The organism is Litchfieldia salsa (assembly GCF_900104555.1).
GTDB classification, from domain to species: Bacteria; Bacillota; Bacilli; order Bacillales; family Bacillaceae_L; genus Litchfieldia; species Litchfieldia salsa.
This window is the reverse complement of sequence record NZ_FNJU01000006.1, coordinates 224,178-243,082: the sequence shown is the minus strand read 5'-3', so window position 1 is coordinate 243,082 and position 18,905 is coordinate 224,178. Positions and strand designations below refer to the sequence as shown.

Here is an 18,905-nt window from a genome sequence, read left to right as displayed (position 1 = left end):
TATTATCCGGTATTAGCTCCGGTTTCCCGAAGTTATCCCAGTCTTACAGGCAGATTGCCCACGTGTTACTCACCCGTCCGCCGCTAATCTTTGGGAGCAAGCTCCCTCAGATCCGCTCGACTTGCATGTATTAGGCACGCCGCCAGCGTTCATCCTGAGCCAGGATCAAACTCTCCAAAAAGAGTATTGATTGCTCAATAGTTTGTTACTTAATTTAAAACGTTGACGTTTGTTTATTGTGTTCAGTTTTCAAAGAGCTTTCAAAACAGCTTAATTAATTTATCACATTAACATTTACGGTGTCAACATGTTTTTTAACAAATAAATATGAATATCATTTACTATGTTAAGAACTGATATCATACCACAACATTTCTCTTTAGTCAACTTCCGCGAAGTGATTAGAGAAATAAAAAGCAACCACTTAAGATTACTTGTTTCTAAATCGACACAATAATCATTTTACTACATACCTTTTAAAATGTCAACTTCTACGAAGTTTGAAAAATATGGTAATTATTACTGGCGGAGAAAGAGGGATTTGAACCCTCGCGCCGCTTACACGACCTACACCCTTAGCAGGGGCGCCTCTTCAGCCACTTGAGTACTTCTCCATGGCTCCGCAGGTAGGACTCGAACCTACGACCGATCGGTTAACAGCCGATAGCTCTACCACTGAGCTACTGCGGAATAATAATATTAATATGGAGCGGGTGATGAGAATCGAACTCACGACATCAGCTTGGAAGGCTGAGGTTTTACCATTAAACTACACCCGCAGGTAATTGGTTGCGGGGACAGGATTTGAACCTGCGACCTTCGGGTTATGAGCCCGACGAGCTACCAGACTGCTCCACCCCGCGATAATAAAAATTATAAGATTTTAATCTTCACCGTAGATTAAGGACTGTCCTGATCTCAGGAAGCTAATGCTAGAAGAGGCTCGATCAGTACAACTCGCAGATCTTACATGAAGCAAATGCTCGTTGCTCCACCCCGCGATAATAAGGAATAAGAATACTAATTCATTTTAAGCCGACAAAATAAAGTATTAACAACCTTAATTCATTTTATCCTCTTTTTTAATAAAAAATTGTTTTTCTGTAAAGAGAACTATATCACACTAACTTCATAGAAGTCAAATGTTTTCACTTCAATCATTATGGATTAAAGCTGAATATATGGACCTTGTAGGACTCGAACCTACGACCGGACGGTTATGAGCCGTCTGCTCTAACCAACTGAGCTAAAGGTCCACGAAGAAATTGCAAATGCTCATTTCGTTAATATGAATATAATACACCATAAACTTCGTAGAAGTCAACTATGAATTTCACTTTATACACCTGATAGAGCAACGTCAAAAGGATATAGGTATCAAATCATGCGCTAATGAAACCCTCTTCTTAATCATAACTACCACTATCGACTTAAGAGTCAACAATACACATATAATTGAAAAAAGTAAAAGAAGTTCAACACTTTATGAAAAAATATATCTATGATGTTTATATAATATAAAGGGGTTCATCACGATGATGAACCCTCTTTATCAACTTAAATCTATTATTTTTGAAAACGTAGGATAGGCTTCCTAGCCGCCAATGTTTCATCAAGACGCTTTATCACAGTCGTATGTGGTGCTTCTTGTACGATTTCTGGACTTTCTTCTGCTTCACGAGCAATCTGAATCATCGCATCAATAAATGAATCGAGTGTTTCCTTTGATTCAGTTTCAGTCGGCTCAATCATAATACATTCCTCAACATTTAATGGGAAGTAAATCGTTGGTGGATGGTATCCAAAGTCTAACAGTCGTTTTGCGATATCAAGTGTACGAACACCTAACTTCTTCTGTCGACGACCAGATAAAACGAATTCATGCTTACAATGGCGATCAAATGGTAGATCAAAGTATTCTGCTAATCGACGCATCATATAATTCGCATTCAATACTGCATACTCAGTCACTGCTTTCAAACCATCTGGCCCCATTGAACGAATATAGGTATATGCACGAACATTAATTCCGAAGTTACCATAATAAGGCTTCACACGACCAATTGATTGTGGACGATCATACTCAAACTTATAACCATCTTCACCTTTAACAAGAACAGGCTTTGGTAAGTACGGAATTAGGTCTGCTTTTACCCCAACAGGACCTGAACCTGGACCACCGCCTCCATGAGGACCTGTAAATGTTTTGTGTAAGTTTAAGTGAACAACATCAAAGCCCATATCACCAGGGCGAGCTTTACTTAGTACTGCATTCAAGTTTGCTCCATCATAGTACAACTTACCACCAGCTTCATGAATAATGCTTGCCATTTCTAAGATATTCTCTTCAAACAACCCGAGAGTATTAGGGTTTGTAAGCATTAATGCAGCTGTATCAGGACCAACTACACGACGCAAGTCCTCTAAGTCAACCAATCCATTTTCATCTGACTTAACGGTGATTGTTTCAAAACCTGCTACTGTTGCAGATGCTGGGTTTGTTCCATGTGCTGAATCAGGTACGATTACTTTTGTACGAGCAGTATCATTGTTTGCTTCATGGAATGCACGAATCATCATTAATCCCGTCCATTCACCATGCGCCCCTGCAGCTGGCTGTAATGTCACTTCATCCATTCCTGTGATTTCCTTTAAATGCTCTTGAAGATCATACATTAATTCAAGTGCACCTTGAACTGTTGATTCATCTTGTAATGGATGAATATGAGCAAAACCATTGAAGCGAGCGACATTTTCATTAATTTTCGGATTATATTTCATTGTACAAGATCCTAAAGGATAGAATCCTGAATCCACACCATGATTACGACGAGATAGTGCTGTATAATGGCGCATAATATCCAGCTCTGATACCTCAGGAAGCTCAGGCTCTTCAGCACGTATATAATCAGATGGGATTAAATCTTCAAGATTAAATTCAGGCACATCTAATTCTGGTAAGCTATACCCAATTCTACCTGGTTTTGATACTTCAAAAATTAATGCTTGATCTTGATTATTCATTGCGCGCGCCCTCCATTTCTCCCACAAGTGTATCAATTTCTTCCTTCGTACGTAGCTCAGTAACAGCCACTAACATATGGTTTGAAAGCTCTGGATAATCACGACCTAAGTCATAACCACCAATAATCTCATTTTGAATTAACTTTTGGTTTACTTCTTTAACGGGTCGATCTAACTTCACAACAAATTCGTTAAAGAAAGGACCTGTAAATACCACTTCAAAGCCTCTTGCTTCAAATTGTCTTTTTGCATAATGAGCCTTTTGAATGTTATGAGTGGCTATTTCTTTCACACCTTTTTTCCCAAGAGCAGTCATCGCAACAGAGGCCGCTAATGCATTTAACGCTTGGTTAGAACAAATATTAGATGTCGCTTTGTCACGACGTATATGCTGTTCACGCGCTTGTAATGTTAGAACAAAACCACGTTTGCCATCTTCATCGACTGTTTGACCAACTAATCGACCTGGTACTTTTCTCATTAATTTAGAAGTGACTGCAAAATATCCACAATGTGGTCCACCAAATGCAGTAGCGATACCAAATGGTTGAGCATCTCCGGCAACAATGTCCGCACCTAATTGCCCAGGAGGAGTAAGTGCCCCAAGTGAAAGTGGGTTACTTGACACGACAAACATACTTTTACCTGTATGAGCAATCTTCTCGATTTCCTTTAGTGGCTCAATCTGTCCAAAGAAGTTTGGATATTGAACGACTACACATGCAACATTTTCATCCATTGCTTCTTCAAGCGCTTTAAGATCTGTTACTCCATTTGTTGCAGGAACCTCAACAACTTCGATATACTGACCTGCCGCATATGTTTTTAATACGTCTCGTGATTCTGGATGTACAGCACTTGAGACAAGTACTTTCTTCAATTTTGTTTGCCCTGCAGCTAACATCGCTGCTTCTGCTAATGCTGTTCCACCATCATACATCGAAGAGTTTGCAACATCCATTCCAGTTAATTCGCAAATCATTGTTTGGAATTCAAAGATCGCTTGAAGCTCACCTTGAGAGATTTCAGGTTGGTATGGCGTGTAAGCAGTGTAAAACTCAGAACGTGAAATCACATGGTCTACAATAACCGGCATGTAATGGTCATACACTCCAGCACCTAGAAATGAAGCATTTGTTCTTAAATCAGCATTTCTTCCAGCAAGCCCCGCGAGTTCCTTCATTAATTGCGCTTCGTTTTTAGCAGGCTTAATATTATACTCTCCCTGGAAACGAACACTTTCAGGAATATCACTAAAAAGTTCATCAACTGAATCTACTCCAATTACTTGAAGCATTTCAGTTTGGTCTTGTTCTGTCATAGGCAAATAACGATGTTTCGTACTCATATATATACCCCTTTCATCACACTGGATGGATTAGTTAGTTTTTAGGACGCTTGTAAAATGGTGTAGAAACAATAACTGCTTTTAATCTCTTTTTACGAACTTGAACCTCAACCTCAGTCCCTAAAACTGCAAGATTAGCGCTAATTAGTGCGAGACCAATGTTTTTCTTAAGAGTTGGTGATTGTGTCCCTGTAGTCACTTCACCCACCTGAGCATCCCCAACAAATACTTCATAACCATGACGCGGAATCCCTTTATCAATCATTTCAATTCCTACTAGTTTACGAGGAGCGCCTTCTTCTTTTTGTTGCTTTAACACAGCCTTACCGAAGAAATCCTCTTCTTTGTTGGTTTTAACAGCAAAACCAATCCCTGCCTCAATCGGAGTGATATCCTTTGCTAATTCTTGACCATATAGTGCAAGGTTTGCTTCAAAACGTAATGTATCACGAGCACCAAGACCAATTGGAAGAACTCCTTCTTCCTTTCCTGAGGCTAAAATTTCATCCCAAAGTGTACTAGCATCCTCAGGCTTACAGTAGATTTCAAATCCATCTTCACCTGTGTAACCTGTTCTTGATACAAGCGCGATCTTTCCAGCGACCTCGACTTTATCTTTAAACTTGAATGGGCGTATTTCACTTAAATCAGTTGATGTTAATGTTTGCAGAACCTTTTCGGCAAGTGGCCCTTGTAAGGCAAGCTGAGAAACATCATTTGAAATATTCACAACTTCTACTTCTCCAAACACATGGTCTTTTAACCAGTTAAAATCCTTTTCAATGTTTGCAGCATTTACAACAAGTAAATAGTCATAATCTGCTCTTTTATAAATAAGGAGGTCATCAACAGTCCCACCATCTTGATAACACATCGCGGTATATTGAGCTGCCCCGTCCTTTAATATTGACACATCGTTTGTCATCATTTTTTGAAGATACGCAAGGCTACCTGGACCTTTCACTTCAATTTCTCCCATATGAGAAACATCAAATAAGCCAGCCTTTGTTCTTACTGCTTCATGCTCTTCCTTTATACTCGAAAATTGAACAGGCAAATCCCATCCACCAAAATCAATTGTTTTTGCACCGTATTTTTCATATACGTCAAAAAGCGGAGTACGTAGTAACTCAGTCAAAGTGCATTCCCCCTTATAAAATAGCAAATTTTCAGACACAAAAAGGACAGATGAACCCCATAAACAAACATGAAGTTCTCTGTCCTGATACCTGAAAGTTTACCGTTTTATCCGGCTTTCCCCTTTGGTGGTCAAATTTAAAAGCAAGAGCCTTATTTAGCCTTGAGTTTTAAAACGACACTCTCCAGAGTTGCGTCAAACAAGAGTCTTTTTGCCTGAGAGATTCACAAATTTCTTTGTTTGCTCCTTCGGCGCCACCTAATTTCGGTAGTCTCTCCCCTTATCATCATCCGCCCATATATAATTTTTGGGAAACTTGGTAATACTATCCTAATATAGTCTAATTTGTGACAACTTTTTCTATAAACATCCTACCATTAAAATACTTAGCTCTGCAATAAGAATTTACATGAACGATAAAATATTTTCTCATTGTTAATGTTCGTGTTTTACCAAACAAACACATACGATTAAACAAATCACTAAAAAAACATTTGCGATTACTGAATAATAGTAAAGTTAACTGAAAGGACTGAATAAATTGAAAGTCACCACCGAGTTTGATCACACATGGGAAGATGACTTCTTACAACGGATTGAAGATGATGGTCCTTGGGCTAGCTGGGAGTTATACAAGCTTGCCTACGAGGTAGAAACACATATTAATGTTCCAGCTTTTGAAGGATTACAAGCACCTAGTCATCTTGCACACCTTACTCCCCTTCCTCATCAACTAGAGGTTGCAAAGCAGGTTGTTGAAAAAATGAACGGAAAAGCAATACTCGCTGATGAAGTAGGACTTGGGAAAACAATTGAAGCAGGTTTAATTTTAAAAGAATATATGATTCGCGGTCTCGTCAAAAAAGTGTTAATTCTAGTACCAGCTTCCCTGGTTTCACAATGGGCATTAGAATTACAGCAAAAGTTCTATATACCTGCTGTTGAACAAAAGAAAAGCTATGTATGGGAGCAATGTGATGTTGTTGTTTCTTCGATTGATACAGCAAAGCGAAGTCCGCATCGAGAGATCGTATTAGAGCAGGATTATGACATGATTATCATTGATGAAGCTCATAAGTTGAAAAATAATAAAACAAAAAACTATGAATTTGCTCAAACCTTAAAGAAAAAGTTTTGTCTACTTTTAACAGCAACACCCATTCAAAATCGAATCGAGGAAATCTTTAACCTTGTATCTCTACTGAAACCCGGCCATCTCGGGAATCTCGATTACTTTAATGAACAGTATGGAAAGAAAAAAGCACGTTCACTTCAGGAAGATGAACATCTAAAAGAACTTGTAAATAAAGTAATGATCCGAAATCGAAGAAGTGACACTGGGATTGAGTGGACAAAACGCAAAGTTGAAACAGTTCCAATCGTATTTACCGAGCAAGAACGAGAGCTTTACGATGCCATTTCTAGCTACAAAAATGGGACAGGGATCACAAGTAGCTTCGCGATCATGACATTACAGCGTGAAGCCTGCAGTAGTCGTGAAGCTGTATTTTTCACCTTGAAGAAAATGCTTGAGAAGAATACAGACGAAGAAGTAAATGTCCCAGAAGACATGGTTATGCATTTAATGAAGAAAGTCGAACAAGTTCAATCCAATTCTAAGGCAGAAAAAGCATTGGAGCTTATTAAACAGATTGACGGCAAGGTTATTATTTTTACTGAATACCGCGCCACCCAAATGTATTTGCAATGGTTCCTACAACAAAATGGAATATCATCTGTTCCCTTTCGAGGTGGATTTAAGCGCGGTAAGAAAGACTGGATGAAGCAGCTATTCCAAAACAATGCCCAAGTCTTAATTGCAACAGAAGCTGGTGGTGAAGGAATTAACCTTCAATTTTGTAATCACCTTATTAATTATGATTTACCATGGAATCCGATGCGCTTAGAGCAACGAATCGGTCGTATCCACCGGCTTGGACAAGAACATGATGTGAAAATCTATAACTTCTCAACTGCAAATACAGTTGAAGAACATATCTTAAAACTTCTATATGAAAAAATAAATCTGTTTGAACGAGTTGTTGGTCAATTAGATGATATTTTAACAAGACTAGATATCGGCAACCTTGAAGAACATGTTCAAGACATTCTTCTTCATTCAAAAAGTGAAGGAGAAATGAAAATTAAAATGGATAACCTAACAAGTATCATAAACTATGCCGAGGAATCAGAAGGAGATGAACAACATGCAGCAGGCGGAAATTCATAGCTTTCTTGAACGCTATTTTACCTCCAACCACTGTGAAATTACCGAAAACCAACATGGATACATGACCGTTCAACTCACTGTTGAGCTTGATAAGCAATTAATGAATCGTCCTTTTTACTGGCATTACCTTGAAAAAACAGGTGGTACCCCCAACCCAATGGCACTCACCTTTATCACTGATCAAGAAAAAGCACCTAAGGACCTTAAGGGTGAGTTGATTCATTTTGGTGCACCTCGACTACACCAAATTTTTCAATCATCAAAAAAACTTGCAGGTTATATGCGACTCTATCAAAATGTGAAGCAAACAGTACCAAGCAACATTCCTCTCCACCCCTGGTTAGGAATTAATGCGAAGGTATCTTATCAATGTGATCGAAAACGAGACATTCTTATGTCATTAGGACTTCATTTAGTTAGTGGTAGTATTATTGAAGGATTCCAAGAAAAACTAGAGCGTCTCGAACTTACACCAAAGATCCCTGACTACTGCTTTACTATGTCCCCACTCATCAAACATAAAAGTGGATTGAATCGCCTTCAACAATACATCCGTGGCTTTATTGAAAGTGATGATCACTCATGGGCAGATGCAGCTAGGGAACGTTGGAACGAAGACCTTGCATTACTCGATCACTTTTACGAGGGACTCGAAGAAAAGCCTGAAAGCTATGAAACTGAGAAAGAAGCCCTACGAGAGCAATACGAACCAAAGGTTAAAATCGAAATCATTAACGGCGGATTATTTTATTTGACACCACAAGCCTTAATGAACTAGGTCGTTTAGCTCAATTAGATGTAGCCTATCAAGCTGTATTAAATTGAGCTTTTTATTATGTAAAATTTATCGACAATTTATCCTATTTTACTGTACAAAGATACATATTGCCTCCAAATAAAGTACTATTCGGATTGGTTTTATAGATCGATTCTACCAGAAAACACGACAAAACTTACCACAGCGCTGGATATATAGTACTTCTACCTTATTTGTAAAGATTTTGAAAAAATCTAAAACAGTCGACATCATTCTACACAAATATGTAAAATATAAGTATATACTTCAATTATACATAATTAAACGACATATACTTATCTGTTAAGACATAGATATAAGAAGTAAAATTCAGCAAAAGGCAAACTCTTTGAAAAAAGAGGACGCAAAGTCACGGGTCTAATGTTCTATAAAAAGAACAACGACGGCTGGGCTGCCTGAAATACTAAAGTATTTTGGGGGAGATACAATGGTTAATGATGCTGTTTTAAACAAAGATGGACTGGATGAGGAATGGGTTGATCTCATTCTATACGCCATGGAAATCGGGATGTCTGTTCAGGAAATTCAAACATTTTTTAGAAAGTCAGAGGAAGAAATTGAATTAACAACAGAAAAGGCATAAAACAATACATAATCCTAACCCACCTGCTACATAGGAAGCAGGTTTTTTCATTTGGACTAATACTTTTGTATGATTATGAATATTTATATGAAAATAATGATGAATATCCTTCTAATATGATATAATTGAGAGCAAGGAAGGTGACATTAAGCATGATTGGTCAACGAATCAAAAATTATAGACTACAAAAAAAAATATCTCTCTCCGAATTAGCTGATAGAGCTGGAGTTGCTAAATCCTATCTTAGCTCGATTGAACGCAATCTCCAATCAAATCCTTCTATTCAATTCTTAGAAAAAATCTCAACTGTCCTCGGAGTTTCTGTCAATACCTTACTTGATGGAGAATATAACAGTGAACCTGCGGAGCTTGACGGTGAGTGGGCAATCCTAGTTAAAGAAGCAATGAACTCTGGAGTGTCTAAAGAACAATTCAAAGAATTTCTTGAATTCAACAAATGGCGAACAAACAATAAATAACGTTAAAAAGCGACTATTGATGGAGTGATCAAGAGGCGCTTTTTTGTTGTCTACATAAAATACCTGATTTAGTAAACTTCCATTCGCTACGAACCACTCCCTTTCCGCGGGGCGCTCCGGGAGCCTCCTCGTCGCAAGCTCCCGTCGGGTCTCCCGTGTACCGCATATTCCGCAGGAGTTGAGTGGTTCTCCGCTCATTCCATACTTAGTTAGCAAAACCTTTTTCATTCTCCAGGTGATAATTAACAATTAGCTTTAACACAGCCATTTTATTACTAGTTATAAAGGAACTTCTTTTTTCGATGTGACCCTACGAAAAACCTTCCCTATCTTCGAATCTCTATTATAGTAACTTCTGTTGATGAGCCACCAGAAGAACCATATTCCGATTAGGTTTTTGACTATGTCTATGATTGAGAAAGATCGGTATGGGACGTAGTATTGGTGGATTTCGTCGGTGATGGAATAGGTGATTGCAATTATTAAAGCATATATCTCTTTCTTACGTGTCAACTTTCCGAAAGTCAGCAGTGCCAATACTATGAAGAGATACAGTATACCGAACATGATGAGATGAGCCATCTCCAATGTGCCACCTATTAATAGATATACTCTGTAATCCATGCCGTAAAAAACGTGTTCGATTGAGGATGGGTTGAAATGTGCGGATTGGAGCCAGATCCAGATTATGTATGTGATTGGGAGGATTCTGAGCAAAAATCGTATATATATATTCATTGATTAAAACTCCTAACTGAACTAACCTTACTATAAGAACGATGTTACTGGTTCTCGTATGACTGAAACACTGAACTTATCTAACAATATAAAGAGAATATTCATGTAAAAACATGATTATCAGATTAAATAGATAAAAGAAATATGTTGTTCATGCAAAACACATTGTTCCTTATAAAGAACAGTGATAATATAAAATTAAGATTAAGACAAGCGACAGGAAACACCAAAACAGAAAACGAAGGGAACTACAAGTATGGATGATAAAATAGGAATTAGATTAATAGGGACTGCAAAACAAACGCTTAAAATGCACCGTACGTCTAAAAATCCTTTTATTAGATTAGGAATTTCAATTTTGTACACTCTTAGTAAACCTATTACTGAAGTCAAACGATTCCTGATTGATAAAAATTTTAGATCAATTATACTTATGCGATTACTTAACTCAAAAAATGTCCATCAGACAACTTCTCTCACCTATATGAATCGATATCCAACCATTTTTTCTGCTTGTCGGGATTTTTTTGAAGGAAAACAAGATATAAAAATTCTATCCTATGGATGTTCAACAGGAGAAGAAGTGCTAACTCTGCGTCATTATTTTCCTCATGCAAAAATAGTGGGTGCCGACGTCAATAAAAGTTCTCTCGCAATTTGCAAGAAGCTTTCAGTAGATAACAACATTTCATTTGTCTATTCGAATCCTAACGAACTAGAAAAGCATGGACCATTTGATGTTATTTTCTGCATGGCAGTACTACAAAGACAACCTCATTATATTGCAGAAAAAGGAATAACTAGCCTAAAAAAGATTTATCCTTTTGAAAAGTTTGAAAAGCAAATTATTGGGTTAGATCACTTACTTAATTCACAAGGTTTACTAGTTATTCATTACACCCAATATTCTCTACTCGATACAGTTATAGCTAGTAAATATGAGCCTTTAGGAAATTATAACCAGGATGATTATAATTCGCCCATATTTGATAAAAACAGTAATATAAGAGAAAACACAAAACAGCAAAATACAATCTATATTAAATCCGGACGCTGAATAGCCAATCACCTCAATGAGGACTACATCATACTTGAAAATAACTTACTCATTAACCTACTCCGAATGAATCGGAGTTTTTTTTATAATGATCCAATTAGGTATCTCCGTGCACAATAAACCGTCTCATATAAACAAAAGACACTCCCATTAACCAGAAGTGTCCAACACATTTGATGCCATTTGTTTACTTAATAGATTACCGAATACACTCTTCTTTTCTATAGCTAGTTGGTTAAATCCACCCTTTTGGACAATTTCCCCCTCACTTAAAACAACAACCTGGTCTGCATTTTTAATTGTTGATAAGCGGTGAGCAATGACTACAAGCGTTAACTTACCTCTTAATCGACCTAACGCTTCTTGTATTTTAGCTTCATTCTCTGAATCAAGTGCACTAGTTGCTTCATCTAATACTAATATTGAAGGCTTGCGTAAGATTGCTCGAGCTAGAACAAGTCGTTGGCGCTCTCCTCCTGATAATCGAATGCCCCGATCACCAATAATTGTGTCTAATCCTTGCGGAAGTTTCCTTACAAACTCTGCTGCAGAAGAAAACTCCAGTGCTTCCCACAAATCTTTTTCCTCAGAATCTGGTGATATGAGTAATAGATTTTCTCTTATACTTGTATTAAATAAAAATGGATCTTGTGGTACATAACTAATAGACTTTCTTAACGAAAGCAAATTACCTTTTGATAATGGTGCACCATCTAAGAAAACCTCCCCTGTTTCAGGTTGGTTTAAACCCATTAATAAATCAATAAACGTACTTTTACCTGCACCAGATGGACCGACAATGGCTGTCATTTGGTTGGAAGGGATTAATACATTAATGTTTTTTAGGGCATAGTTTGATTGATTTTCGTTATAACGAAAATTTACATTTACAAGTTCTATGCAACGCTCAATATAAATAGGGTTTACATTAGAAGTCATGTCATCTGTAATTTCTCTTGAAATCTTACATTCATGTTGGAGATTGATAACGGATCTTAATGGTGTAGCAAAAGTAGCAATCTGCTCAAGACTTGATTGTATACCAGTAATTCTTGGCCACAACCTTGAGAAAATAATCATGATAAATGTTAATTGTGCTGCTTGAGCATGGAACAAATGAATTGAAAAGAATACAAATAAGGCAATTAGCACAGCTTGTGCAATCTTATAATAAAATTGAGATGCTGACTTTAATTTCGTAAATTCAACCTGTTCGTCATGCATGCGCTGGGTTAACTTTCCGTACCATTTCATTCGAGAGTCTTCTAGACTATTACTTTTCACTTCCTTTATTCCATTAAAGGTATCCGTAATTCCAGCTAAGAATTCTTTACCAAACTCCCAATTTCGGCTCCCCAAAGCCTGGGATTTTTTAATAAATTGTCTTGAAAAGAACGAAAGAATAAGTCCACTTACTAACACAAATATCGTGATTTGTGGGGACAAGAAAAACGCAATTCCCACCTGTATCAATGTGAAAATTACACCAGTAACCAATTGTAAAAATGTATTGGTCCCCGCACTAGCTTGGGCTAATTCGGCTGTCAACGAGTTAATCAGGTCTGTTTTACGTTTCTTTAAATAAAAGTTCCAATTTGATTGTAGTAGAGACTGATAAGTATCGAGTCTTAGCTCTCGAAAAAAACCATGTTGGATCTTAGCATTTTCAATCGTTAAAAAGCGCTGAACTAAGTTCTGAAGGATGTTTACAGTTAAGAATATCCCTAATATGATCAACAAGCTAACCGAAGTAGTAAACTGATTAAAAAAATCAAAAATAAATGTGATCGGTAGCGCTTCTGTATTGATATTTAATATACCACTCACACTAATAAGAGGTATTAACATGAGTATTCCAATACCATCTAGTAAGCTAATGATGATCATTCCTACTAAATTTCCATATAACTTTTTCCCTGCATATGATTGTAACTGTTTAAAGAAATAGAAAACATGATTCATTGTTAATCCTCCTATGGCATTGCATGACCTCTACTTCGTCTCCATAACCAAAGAAAAGGACGTAACGGATAATATAAAAAATGTAGCTTTTTCGGTAATGGTAAGGTTTCAACATCTGTGTAATAAGGATGACAAACACTTAGCCAATACCAACACTTTTGTTGGAACGACATGAGTGAATATAAATGTCGTGAATGATAAGAAGCAGTTTCTCTTGGTACAGGTTCAGTATGTAAATTTATCATTTGTTCTAGATAGAATATAGCTTCCTGAGCGAGCCTTTTCGGTCGTCTCCCCTTTAGTAGTTGTTCCATTTCCTTGGCTAACTTCGTATGAAATAAATTACTAGCTAGGATTAATGACTGACCACCAATTTGAACACATTGATATTTTTCCAACAAGTGATAGAGAAACTTCCAATTTAATTCTTTCTCGACTAGCTGGTGAATATCTAATAACCACCGTAATCTTGACCATCCATGACGAGCACCATGAGTGGCCAAAAAGAAAAATAGGTCCTCTTTTCCTAAAAAGTAGACTGGAAAACTAGTGATGGAGCTTTGACGCTTTCGTTGCCATAACTCTTCAAAACTTGGTTCTTTTCCAGGTGCTGGATTAAGTCGCCAATGGATTTCAAGTTTAACCCCCTTCGTTGGATGGAAATAAGTAAAATGATGATGTCTCCACTTCCAGTCATCTAAAACCGATTCGATGTACTCATCCTTTTCATACCCTTGACTCAAAAGTAACGATTCCGCCTGATTTAACTGTTCAAACGGTACCAATATATCTAAATCGCCACTTGTTCGTAAAGAGATATCACCATATAGGTCGGCTGCTAATACAGGTCCTTTTAAGAATAGAGGACATATCTTTTCTTCTGAAAAAAGCTTGGCTACAGCTTCCATTTCTCCACATAAATGCAGCATTATAAATGTGTTTCTTCTATAATTTTGTGTAAGTGACTGTATGGTTGTATTTAATTCAGGATAATTTTCAAGGTTTTTAAGTTTCGTGAACAAGATTGGATAGACACGGTGATGTAGAGATAATTCCAGGAATTCATCCCATTTTGTCATATCTATTCCTGTTGAGAGACTTTTTTCTCCCCTAATCAATTCAAGAATCGTTACAAGTTCTTTTGGGAGGTTTGATATTTCTAATTGTAGGTTTCTATCCAATACTTTCACCCTTTACAACTCGGTTCTTAATCCTCTTTGCAAACATCCCAACTACCGTAAACCGTTCCATTCCTTCTGAACCAGAAATATAAAATGAGCCACTTCGTAACCACGCATGAGCGATCATTTTACCTTCTTCATCTCTTGCTGTACCTAGATACAAGGTACTCTCCATTTGACGTCTCTCCAGCATTTTCATCCCAGCAATTGCTTTAACTAGACATTCACTTTCCCAAAAAGTATAACGACTCATCAAGTGTATCGCATTTGAAATCATCAAAAGCTCCTTACGATCCTGCATGTCATTGGCTGAGGTTTCGACCATTTGTTCCCCTAATGATGGAGCAACCTTGGAAAAGGGCAAAAGCTTAAATACACGGCCCCATGCTAAGAAAAAATAAGCTTCAACAAGTAATCTTTTTGAGGAAGAATTCATTCCTAAGAAACTATTAATCTTTCTAAAAATACTATTCACTTCATTCCACCCCAAAACTAGTTATGAATCTCTATTAACCCCTCATGACTAAGATGGTCCAAGAAAGATAGCACCTGCTCCTCGCAAACATGCACTTCCACTTGGTAAACAGTCATTAACTTTTCAATAACATCTGATACGGGTATAGGGTCAGCTATTAAGTCCCAGATTTCCCCACCAATATCCCCTAAGTTATAATACTTGCCTTTTGAGACACTAAGCATTACTTTTTCTCCACCCATGTCACTGACAATGTTTCCTTTTCCTTGGTTAACTGTTGTTTTTACTGTAATTAGTTGACTAGAAATCATTTGGTTTACTCCTCCTTATTAATATTTTCTAAAATAAGAGTTGTTAATTCAGCTGCAGTAAAGCGAGTAATTGGTCGCTGTATTTGATAGACTTTTACATGATTTAATAATTGGGCAGTAAAAGAAAAATGCCATTTTAATAATCCAGCTGGTTCGAGAATGAAATTCCGATATGTATGATAGAATAACTTATGCAATCGCTCTAGATTATTTATTTCTTGGAAGATAACATTATTATTTTCTGTTTTAACTAGTTCAAAAATTCCGGCTAGAGGCAGCGTTTGAGTAACGAACTGGTTTTCTACAGCTATAGCATACTTAGTTTCTCTTTCAATTATAGGGCGTAAGTTTGTTGATTCTATCCCAAATTCAGTTAGACTGTTTTGCCATAGTTTTTGTTGTGGATATGCAGGTGTTACTTCAGGGGTACCTTTCTCAGAAAAAGTAACCGGGATTACATCATCACTGATAAGCTTATATCCTTTCTTTAAAAAAGCTGAAGCTAACGTTGATTTGCCAGCTCCTGAATCTCCTACAATCGCATAAGCTTTCCCATTTATTGAAACTGCACTTCCATGTAAAGGCAGTGTTTTTCTTTGTAGTAATAATCCGCCCATACATGTTCCCAAAACATATAACCTCAAATGATCTTCTGTACAGTCTTCTAATGGAGATACTTTAATTATTGAGCCATTCTCGATCGAGAAAATGGCAATTCTCGGTATCTTAAACATAATAACACTATGAGTAATATAAAAAATATCACTATATTCTGCCACCTCATCCCAACGCTCTGCAAGATCTGTAATTTCTAATCGTATGTCAGATTCAATTACGTTACGATCCTTTGATAATTGTAATTCTGGAAATTGTATCTCGCTTAACAGATTAAGTCCAAAGGTTTTATACTTTACTCTAGGTCTAGTTATTAACATAAGTCCTCCAAATATCATATTCAGCCCTTGCCTAATGAGAAAGGCAAGAGCTTTATTAAATCCTTCTTTACGTCATTAACTATCTACATCACTAAGTGCTTTACAAGCTGTGTTCGACAATCCTGGATCTTGACCTTGACCATGTTGATTACCGTTTGCTTCTCCCACCTCATAACAATCTGGTACCTCTTTTCCTGGTCCAAGCATTGTCATACTAATATCTAACACTTCTAAAACTGGTACTTTCCACTCTTTCATGACTTCCTCCCTCCTTTCTATTAAAACTTTTTAATGAATCGATAAACTATTAAACTCCGGCTTAATAGTTTAAAGTCATCATTAAATACATGTTCTAAACGAGGTTTCTCCCCCATTCTCGTTAATGCTTGCTTTACTGTGTCAATATTTAGTAGCTCTGTTACTCTTGAATCATTAGTTAATTCTTTTAATTCACTGATGAATGAATTCCAATGAGGCATCATCCGGTGGATGGTATCAGCCCCCTGTAGACCTCGAATTTTCATATTAAGTCTTATCTTATCCGGAAGTGATTTTTTAGTTGTTCTTCTGATAAAAGCTCTATCCATTCCTCCCTTTACAAATTGGTCCTCTGGTAAAGATAAGCAAAATCGTACTACATTTAAGTCATTTGTAGGATCACGATCCCATACTCCATAACGCAATGAAATTTTTGTAGTGACTACTCCTGTTTTGTTCCAAGAATATGGTAATTCGAAATGATTTCTTCTAAAATCATTTAATTTATTACCTGATACAACTTTTCCGCTTAAATCCATACCATACTGTTGTATCTTCTCAAATACATTTGTTCTTCTAGACAAGTTTGTGTTGATAAGTAATGGAGCGTCATATTGATCAAGATTATTGATTTGATTATCTTGAACCAACATTGGAAATGCCTTTTTTGCGATCAGAGGGAGCATTACTGATTTACCAGTTTGATAGTTGATACAATATTTCCCTAATTCTTGGTTAAGGCGTATCCACCTAAGTTTCTTCAACAAGTTGGCATAATAATTCATCGTTAAATTCCAAGAACCCCATGAAATTGAATGATTTCCTCTAGCTCCATTTAACATAACCTTAATTCCTTCATTACTTGCTTCCTGAAAAATACCTTTTAACCAAAAAGAATTTTCAAAAAATTTATAGGGCATTTCCATGATTTCTAACATTTCATCAAGTTCAGTTAAAGGACTCTTCCCATCAAAGGACATATAATGATCTTCTATATTACCTACAAAACTTACAGTTTCTTTAATATAAGGGGTTTCGTCTGCCGCATAAAAATTAGAAGTCCAATCTACAAAATCATTACTAGGAATATAACTATATGTATGCAGCTTTTTATTTGCCTTTTTAAGAGCTGTCGCTGCAAAACTTGCTACGGCCCCAGAGTCTAAACCACCACTTAAGTGAGAACCACTATTGCCACGCGTTCTCAATCTTTGGGAAACTGCATTATGAAATACAGAACTAAACGCTTCCTCATATTCTTCATTCGATTTTAATCTTAATTCTTCCGTAGGTACCACCTGTTGATACTTTTTTATTGAAATAGTTCCATCCATTATAATGGAGATACTATGACATGGTGGTAATTGGAAAATACCACTATATGGAGTTAAGTTCATGTCGACCGCTTCAACCATATTTGGTATTGCTAGAAATTCAGCCATCCACATATCATTCAAGCCTTTTTTTATAAAAGGCAATTGTAGTAATGGTTCTATTGTTGTTGAGAACGCAAATCTATTAAAATCGCTATAGTAATAGAAGGTGCGGGAACCAGAGAAATCACGAGCACCAAATAGTTTTCTCATGTTCTCATCCCAAATTAGGAACACAAAATCTCCAACTAAATACTTTGGTGATTCTTCTCCCCACTTTTTATAGGAGAGCAGTATCAACTCACTATCAGTAATCTTATTTCTATCTTGCTTACGAATTTGTAATCTCTCAAACAATTCTTCACGATTATCAATAATCGCATCTGAAGTTATGGCTAATTTATGTTCATAATCATATCTAGGTAATCGTTCTCCTATCGACTCTGGTGTGATCCATTGGTTCAGACAATAAAAAAACAAATTCTGATTTTGCCAGGTTTGAGTATCATCAGCAGGATATTTTTCATATGATTTCATTAACGTACTACTATGTTCAATTGATATTGGAGTTTCATTTAAATGAAACATACCTGCTATAGCACTCATAACATAATTGCCTCCTATTGTGTTGTATATTTATAAAAATACAATCATATACACTTTTATTCTTATTAAAGAACAATAATATTGTAATTACTATATACACACATTATTTCAAATGTATACTGTTCACTATAAAGAACTACTTAGAATGAATTTACCATTTATATAATTAGGAGTCAATAACAATATTACTCTGTATTAAACATGTTCAACATCCAACTATCCTAAATAATCGTAACTCCTTTATTACTAGATGAAATAGAATCATAAACATACATCGAAACGGAAATTTAATCGTATGTTTTTTTGAGAGGAAAAATACTGAAGGTTATGTGACTAATAGTTGAAAGTTAAGATGATTCTTTATCCTGAAAAGCTAAACCCCTAAACATT

General features: G+C 36.5%; 16 protein-coding genes, 5 tRNA genes, 1 rRNA gene and 2 riboswitches. Of the genes, 5 read left to right on the top strand and 17 right to left on the bottom strand.

Annotated elements, in window-relative coordinates; all coding sequences use genetic code 11:
• The 9 genes from BLQ56_RS14030 to gcvT form a co-directional block, all read right to left on the bottom strand.
• A 16S ribosomal RNA gene (locus BLQ56_RS14030) occupies positions 1–181 on the bottom strand; the annotation flags it as partial.
• A 342-nt stretch (positions 182–523) separates the two neighbouring features.
• A tRNA-Ser gene (locus tag BLQ56_RS14025) sits at positions 524–614 on the bottom strand.
• A gap of 1 nt (position 615) precedes the next feature.
• Positions 616–690: transfer RNA gene (locus BLQ56_RS14020), tRNA-Asn, on the bottom strand.
• A 15-nt stretch (positions 691–705) separates the two neighbouring features.
• A tRNA-Gly gene (locus tag BLQ56_RS14015) sits at positions 706–779 on the bottom strand.
• A gap of 7 nt (positions 780–786) precedes the next feature.
• Positions 787–863 (bottom strand) — tRNA-Met (locus tag BLQ56_RS14010).
• A 319-nt stretch (positions 864–1,182) separates the two neighbouring features.
• A tRNA-Ile gene (locus BLQ56_RS14005) sits at positions 1,183–1,256 on the bottom strand.
• A 310-nt stretch (positions 1,257–1,566) separates the two neighbouring features.
• Positions 1,567–3,024 carry an aminomethyl-transferring glycine dehydrogenase subunit GcvPB gene (gene gcvPB / locus BLQ56_RS14000; protein ID WP_090855418.1) on the bottom strand — a complete coding sequence of 486 codons (1,458 nt, stop codon included), beginning with the start codon at positions 3,022–3,024 and terminating at the stop codon, positions 1,567–1,569.
• Positions 3,017–4,372 (bottom strand): aminomethyl-transferring glycine dehydrogenase subunit GcvPA, encoded by a 1,356-nt coding sequence (gcvPA, locus tag BLQ56_RS13995; RefSeq protein ID WP_090855415.1) that lies wholly within the window; start codon positions 4,370–4,372, stop codon positions 3,017–3,019. Before gcvPA ends, gcvPB begins: the two co-directional genes overlap by 8 nt.
• Before the next feature lie 34 nt (positions 4,373–4,406).
• On the bottom strand, positions 4,407–5,510 hold the full coding sequence (gcvT, locus tag BLQ56_RS13990; RefSeq protein ID WP_090855412.1) for a glycine cleavage system aminomethyltransferase GcvT: 1,104 nt from the start codon (positions 5,508–5,510) through the stop codon (positions 4,407–4,409).
• A 193-nt stretch (positions 5,511–5,703) separates the two neighbouring features.
• A riboswitch (glycine riboswitch) is annotated at positions 5,704–5,800 on the bottom strand.
• 251 nt (positions 5,801–6,051) lie between these two features.
• Between gcvT and BLQ56_RS13985 the strand changes: the two genes are divergently transcribed.
• The 4 genes from BLQ56_RS13985 to BLQ56_RS13970 all read left to right on the top strand — a co-directional run bounded on the left by BLQ56_RS13985 (position 6,052) and on the right by BLQ56_RS13970 (position 9,619).
• Complete coding sequence (locus BLQ56_RS13985) at positions 6,052–7,740, top strand: DEAD/DEAH box helicase (protein WP_090855409.1); 1,689 nt, start codon at positions 6,052–6,054, stop codon at positions 7,738–7,740.
• Positions 7,718–8,518, top strand: coding sequence for a YqhG family protein (locus tag BLQ56_RS13980; protein ID WP_090855407.1), 801 nt, complete (start codon positions 7,718–7,720; stop codon positions 8,516–8,518). Before BLQ56_RS13985 ends, BLQ56_RS13980 begins: the two co-directional genes overlap by 23 nt.
• A gap of 347 nt (positions 8,519–8,865) precedes the next feature.
• Positions 8,866–8,956: riboswitch (cyclic di-GMP riboswitch) on the top strand.
• A 28-nt stretch (positions 8,957–8,984) separates the two neighbouring features.
• Positions 8,985–9,140: a DNA-binding anti-repressor SinI gene (gene sinI, locus BLQ56_RS13975; protein ID WP_090855472.1), complete on the top strand. Its 156-nt coding sequence runs from the start codon at positions 8,985–8,987 to the stop codon at positions 9,138–9,140.
• A gap of 152 nt (positions 9,141–9,292) precedes the next feature.
• The gene (locus BLQ56_RS13970; protein WP_090855404.1) at positions 9,293–9,619 is read left to right on the top strand and encodes a helix-turn-helix domain-containing protein; all 327 of its coding nucleotides are present in this window, start codon (positions 9,293–9,295) and stop codon (positions 9,617–9,619) included.
• A 279-nt stretch (positions 9,620–9,898) separates the two neighbouring features.
• Here BLQ56_RS13970 and BLQ56_RS24260 read toward each other — a convergent pair whose 3' ends face one another.
• Positions 9,899–10,243 (bottom strand): VanZ family protein, encoded by a 345-nt coding sequence (locus BLQ56_RS24260; RefSeq protein ID WP_386821597.1) that lies wholly within the window; start codon positions 10,241–10,243, stop codon positions 9,899–9,901.
• A 370-nt stretch (positions 10,244–10,613) separates the two neighbouring features.
• Between BLQ56_RS24260 and BLQ56_RS13960 the strand changes: the two genes are divergently transcribed.
• Entirely contained in the window at positions 10,614–11,414 is an 801-nt protein-coding gene (locus tag BLQ56_RS13960; protein ID WP_090855398.1) for a class I SAM-dependent methyltransferase, read from the top strand.
• A 150-nt stretch (positions 11,415–11,564) separates the two neighbouring features.
• Here BLQ56_RS13960 and BLQ56_RS13955 read toward each other — a convergent pair whose 3' ends face one another.
• The 7 genes from BLQ56_RS13955 to BLQ56_RS13925 form a co-directional block, all read right to left on the bottom strand.
• Positions 11,565–13,376, bottom strand: a complete 1,812-nt coding sequence (locus BLQ56_RS13955) for an ABC transporter ATP-binding protein (protein WP_090855395.1) — start codon at positions 13,374–13,376, stop codon at positions 11,565–11,567.
• Positions 13,377–13,387: 11 nt separating this feature from the next.
• Positions 13,388–14,557, bottom strand: a complete 1,170-nt coding sequence (locus BLQ56_RS13950) for a nucleotidyltransferase domain-containing protein (RefSeq protein ID WP_090855392.1) — start codon at positions 14,555–14,557, stop codon at positions 13,388–13,390.
• Complete coding sequence (locus tag BLQ56_RS13945) at positions 14,550–14,993, bottom strand: lasso peptide biosynthesis B2 protein (protein ID WP_090855469.1); 444 nt, start codon at positions 14,991–14,993, stop codon at positions 14,550–14,552. The genes BLQ56_RS13950 and BLQ56_RS13945 overlap by 8 nt, the downstream gene beginning before the upstream one ends.
• Before the next feature lie 56 nt (positions 14,994–15,049).
• Complete coding sequence (locus BLQ56_RS13940; protein WP_090855389.1) at positions 15,050–15,343, bottom strand: lasso peptide biosynthesis PqqD family chaperone; 294 nt, start codon at positions 15,341–15,343, stop codon at positions 15,050–15,052.
• A 5-nt stretch (positions 15,344–15,348) separates the two neighbouring features.
• A complete protein-coding gene (locus tag BLQ56_RS13935) occupies positions 15,349–16,278 on the bottom strand; it encodes a phosphoenolpyruvate carboxykinase (ATP) (RefSeq protein ID WP_090855386.1) in 930 nt (309 codons plus the stop codon).
• Between the two features lie 75 nt (positions 16,279–16,353).
• Positions 16,354–16,536 carry a paeninodin family lasso peptide gene (locus BLQ56_RS24255; protein ID WP_090855383.1) on the bottom strand — a complete coding sequence of 61 codons (183 nt, stop codon included), beginning with the start codon at positions 16,534–16,536 and terminating at the stop codon, positions 16,354–16,356.
• A gap of 20 nt (positions 16,537–16,556) precedes the next feature.
• Positions 16,557–18,515 (bottom strand): asparagine synthase-related protein, encoded by a 1,959-nt coding sequence (locus BLQ56_RS13925; RefSeq protein ID WP_090855382.1) that lies wholly within the window; start codon positions 18,513–18,515, stop codon positions 16,557–16,559.
• Positions 18,516–18,905: the final 390 nt, after the last annotated feature.

Bases quoted from the DNA above. Each gene is read 5' to 3' on its own strand.
- BLQ56_RS24255 (WP_090855383.1), bottom strand. From the start codon at position 16,536: ATGAAAGAGTGGAAAGTACCAGTTTTAGAAGTGTTAGATATTAGTATG.
- BLQ56_RS13925 (WP_090855382.1), bottom strand. From the start codon at position 18,515: ATGAGTGCTATAGCAGGTATGTTTCATTTAAATGAAACTCCAATATCA.
- BLQ56_RS13935 (WP_090855386.1), bottom strand. From the start codon at position 16,278: ATGTTAATAACTAGACCTAGAGTAAAGTATAAAACCTTTGGACTTAAT.
- BLQ56_RS13980 (WP_090855407.1), top strand. From the start codon at position 7,718: ATGCAGCAGGCGGAAATTCATAGCTTTCTTGAACGCTATTTTACCTCC.
- sinI (WP_090855472.1), top strand. From the start codon at position 8,985: ATGGTTAATGATGCTGTTTTAAACAAAGATGGACTGGATGAGGAATGG.
- gcvPA (WP_090855415.1), bottom strand. From the start codon at position 4,372: ATGAGTACGAAACATCGTTATTTGCCTATGACAGAACAAGACCAAACT.
- BLQ56_RS13955 (WP_090855395.1), bottom strand. From the start codon at position 13,376: ATGAATCATGTTTTCTATTTCTTTAAACAGTTACAATCATATGCAGGG.
- BLQ56_RS13970 (WP_090855404.1), top strand. From the start codon at position 9,293: ATGATTGGTCAACGAATCAAAAATTATAGACTACAAAAAAAAATATCT.
- BLQ56_RS13945 (WP_090855469.1), bottom strand. From the start codon at position 14,993: ATGAATTCTTCCTCAAAAAGATTACTTGTTGAAGCTTATTTTTTCTTA.
- BLQ56_RS13940 (WP_090855389.1), bottom strand. From the start codon at position 15,343: ATGATTTCTAGTCAACTAATTACAGTAAAAACAACAGTTAACCAAGGA.
- BLQ56_RS13960 (WP_090855398.1), top strand. From the start codon at position 10,614: ATGGATGATAAAATAGGAATTAGATTAATAGGGACTGCAAAACAAACG.
- gcvPB (WP_090855418.1), bottom strand. From the start codon at position 3,024: ATGAATAATCAAGATCAAGCATTAATTTTTGAAGTATCAAAACCAGGT.
- BLQ56_RS24260 (WP_386821597.1), bottom strand. From the start codon at position 10,243: ATGGATTACAGAGTATATCTATTAATAGGTGGCACATTGGAGATGGCT.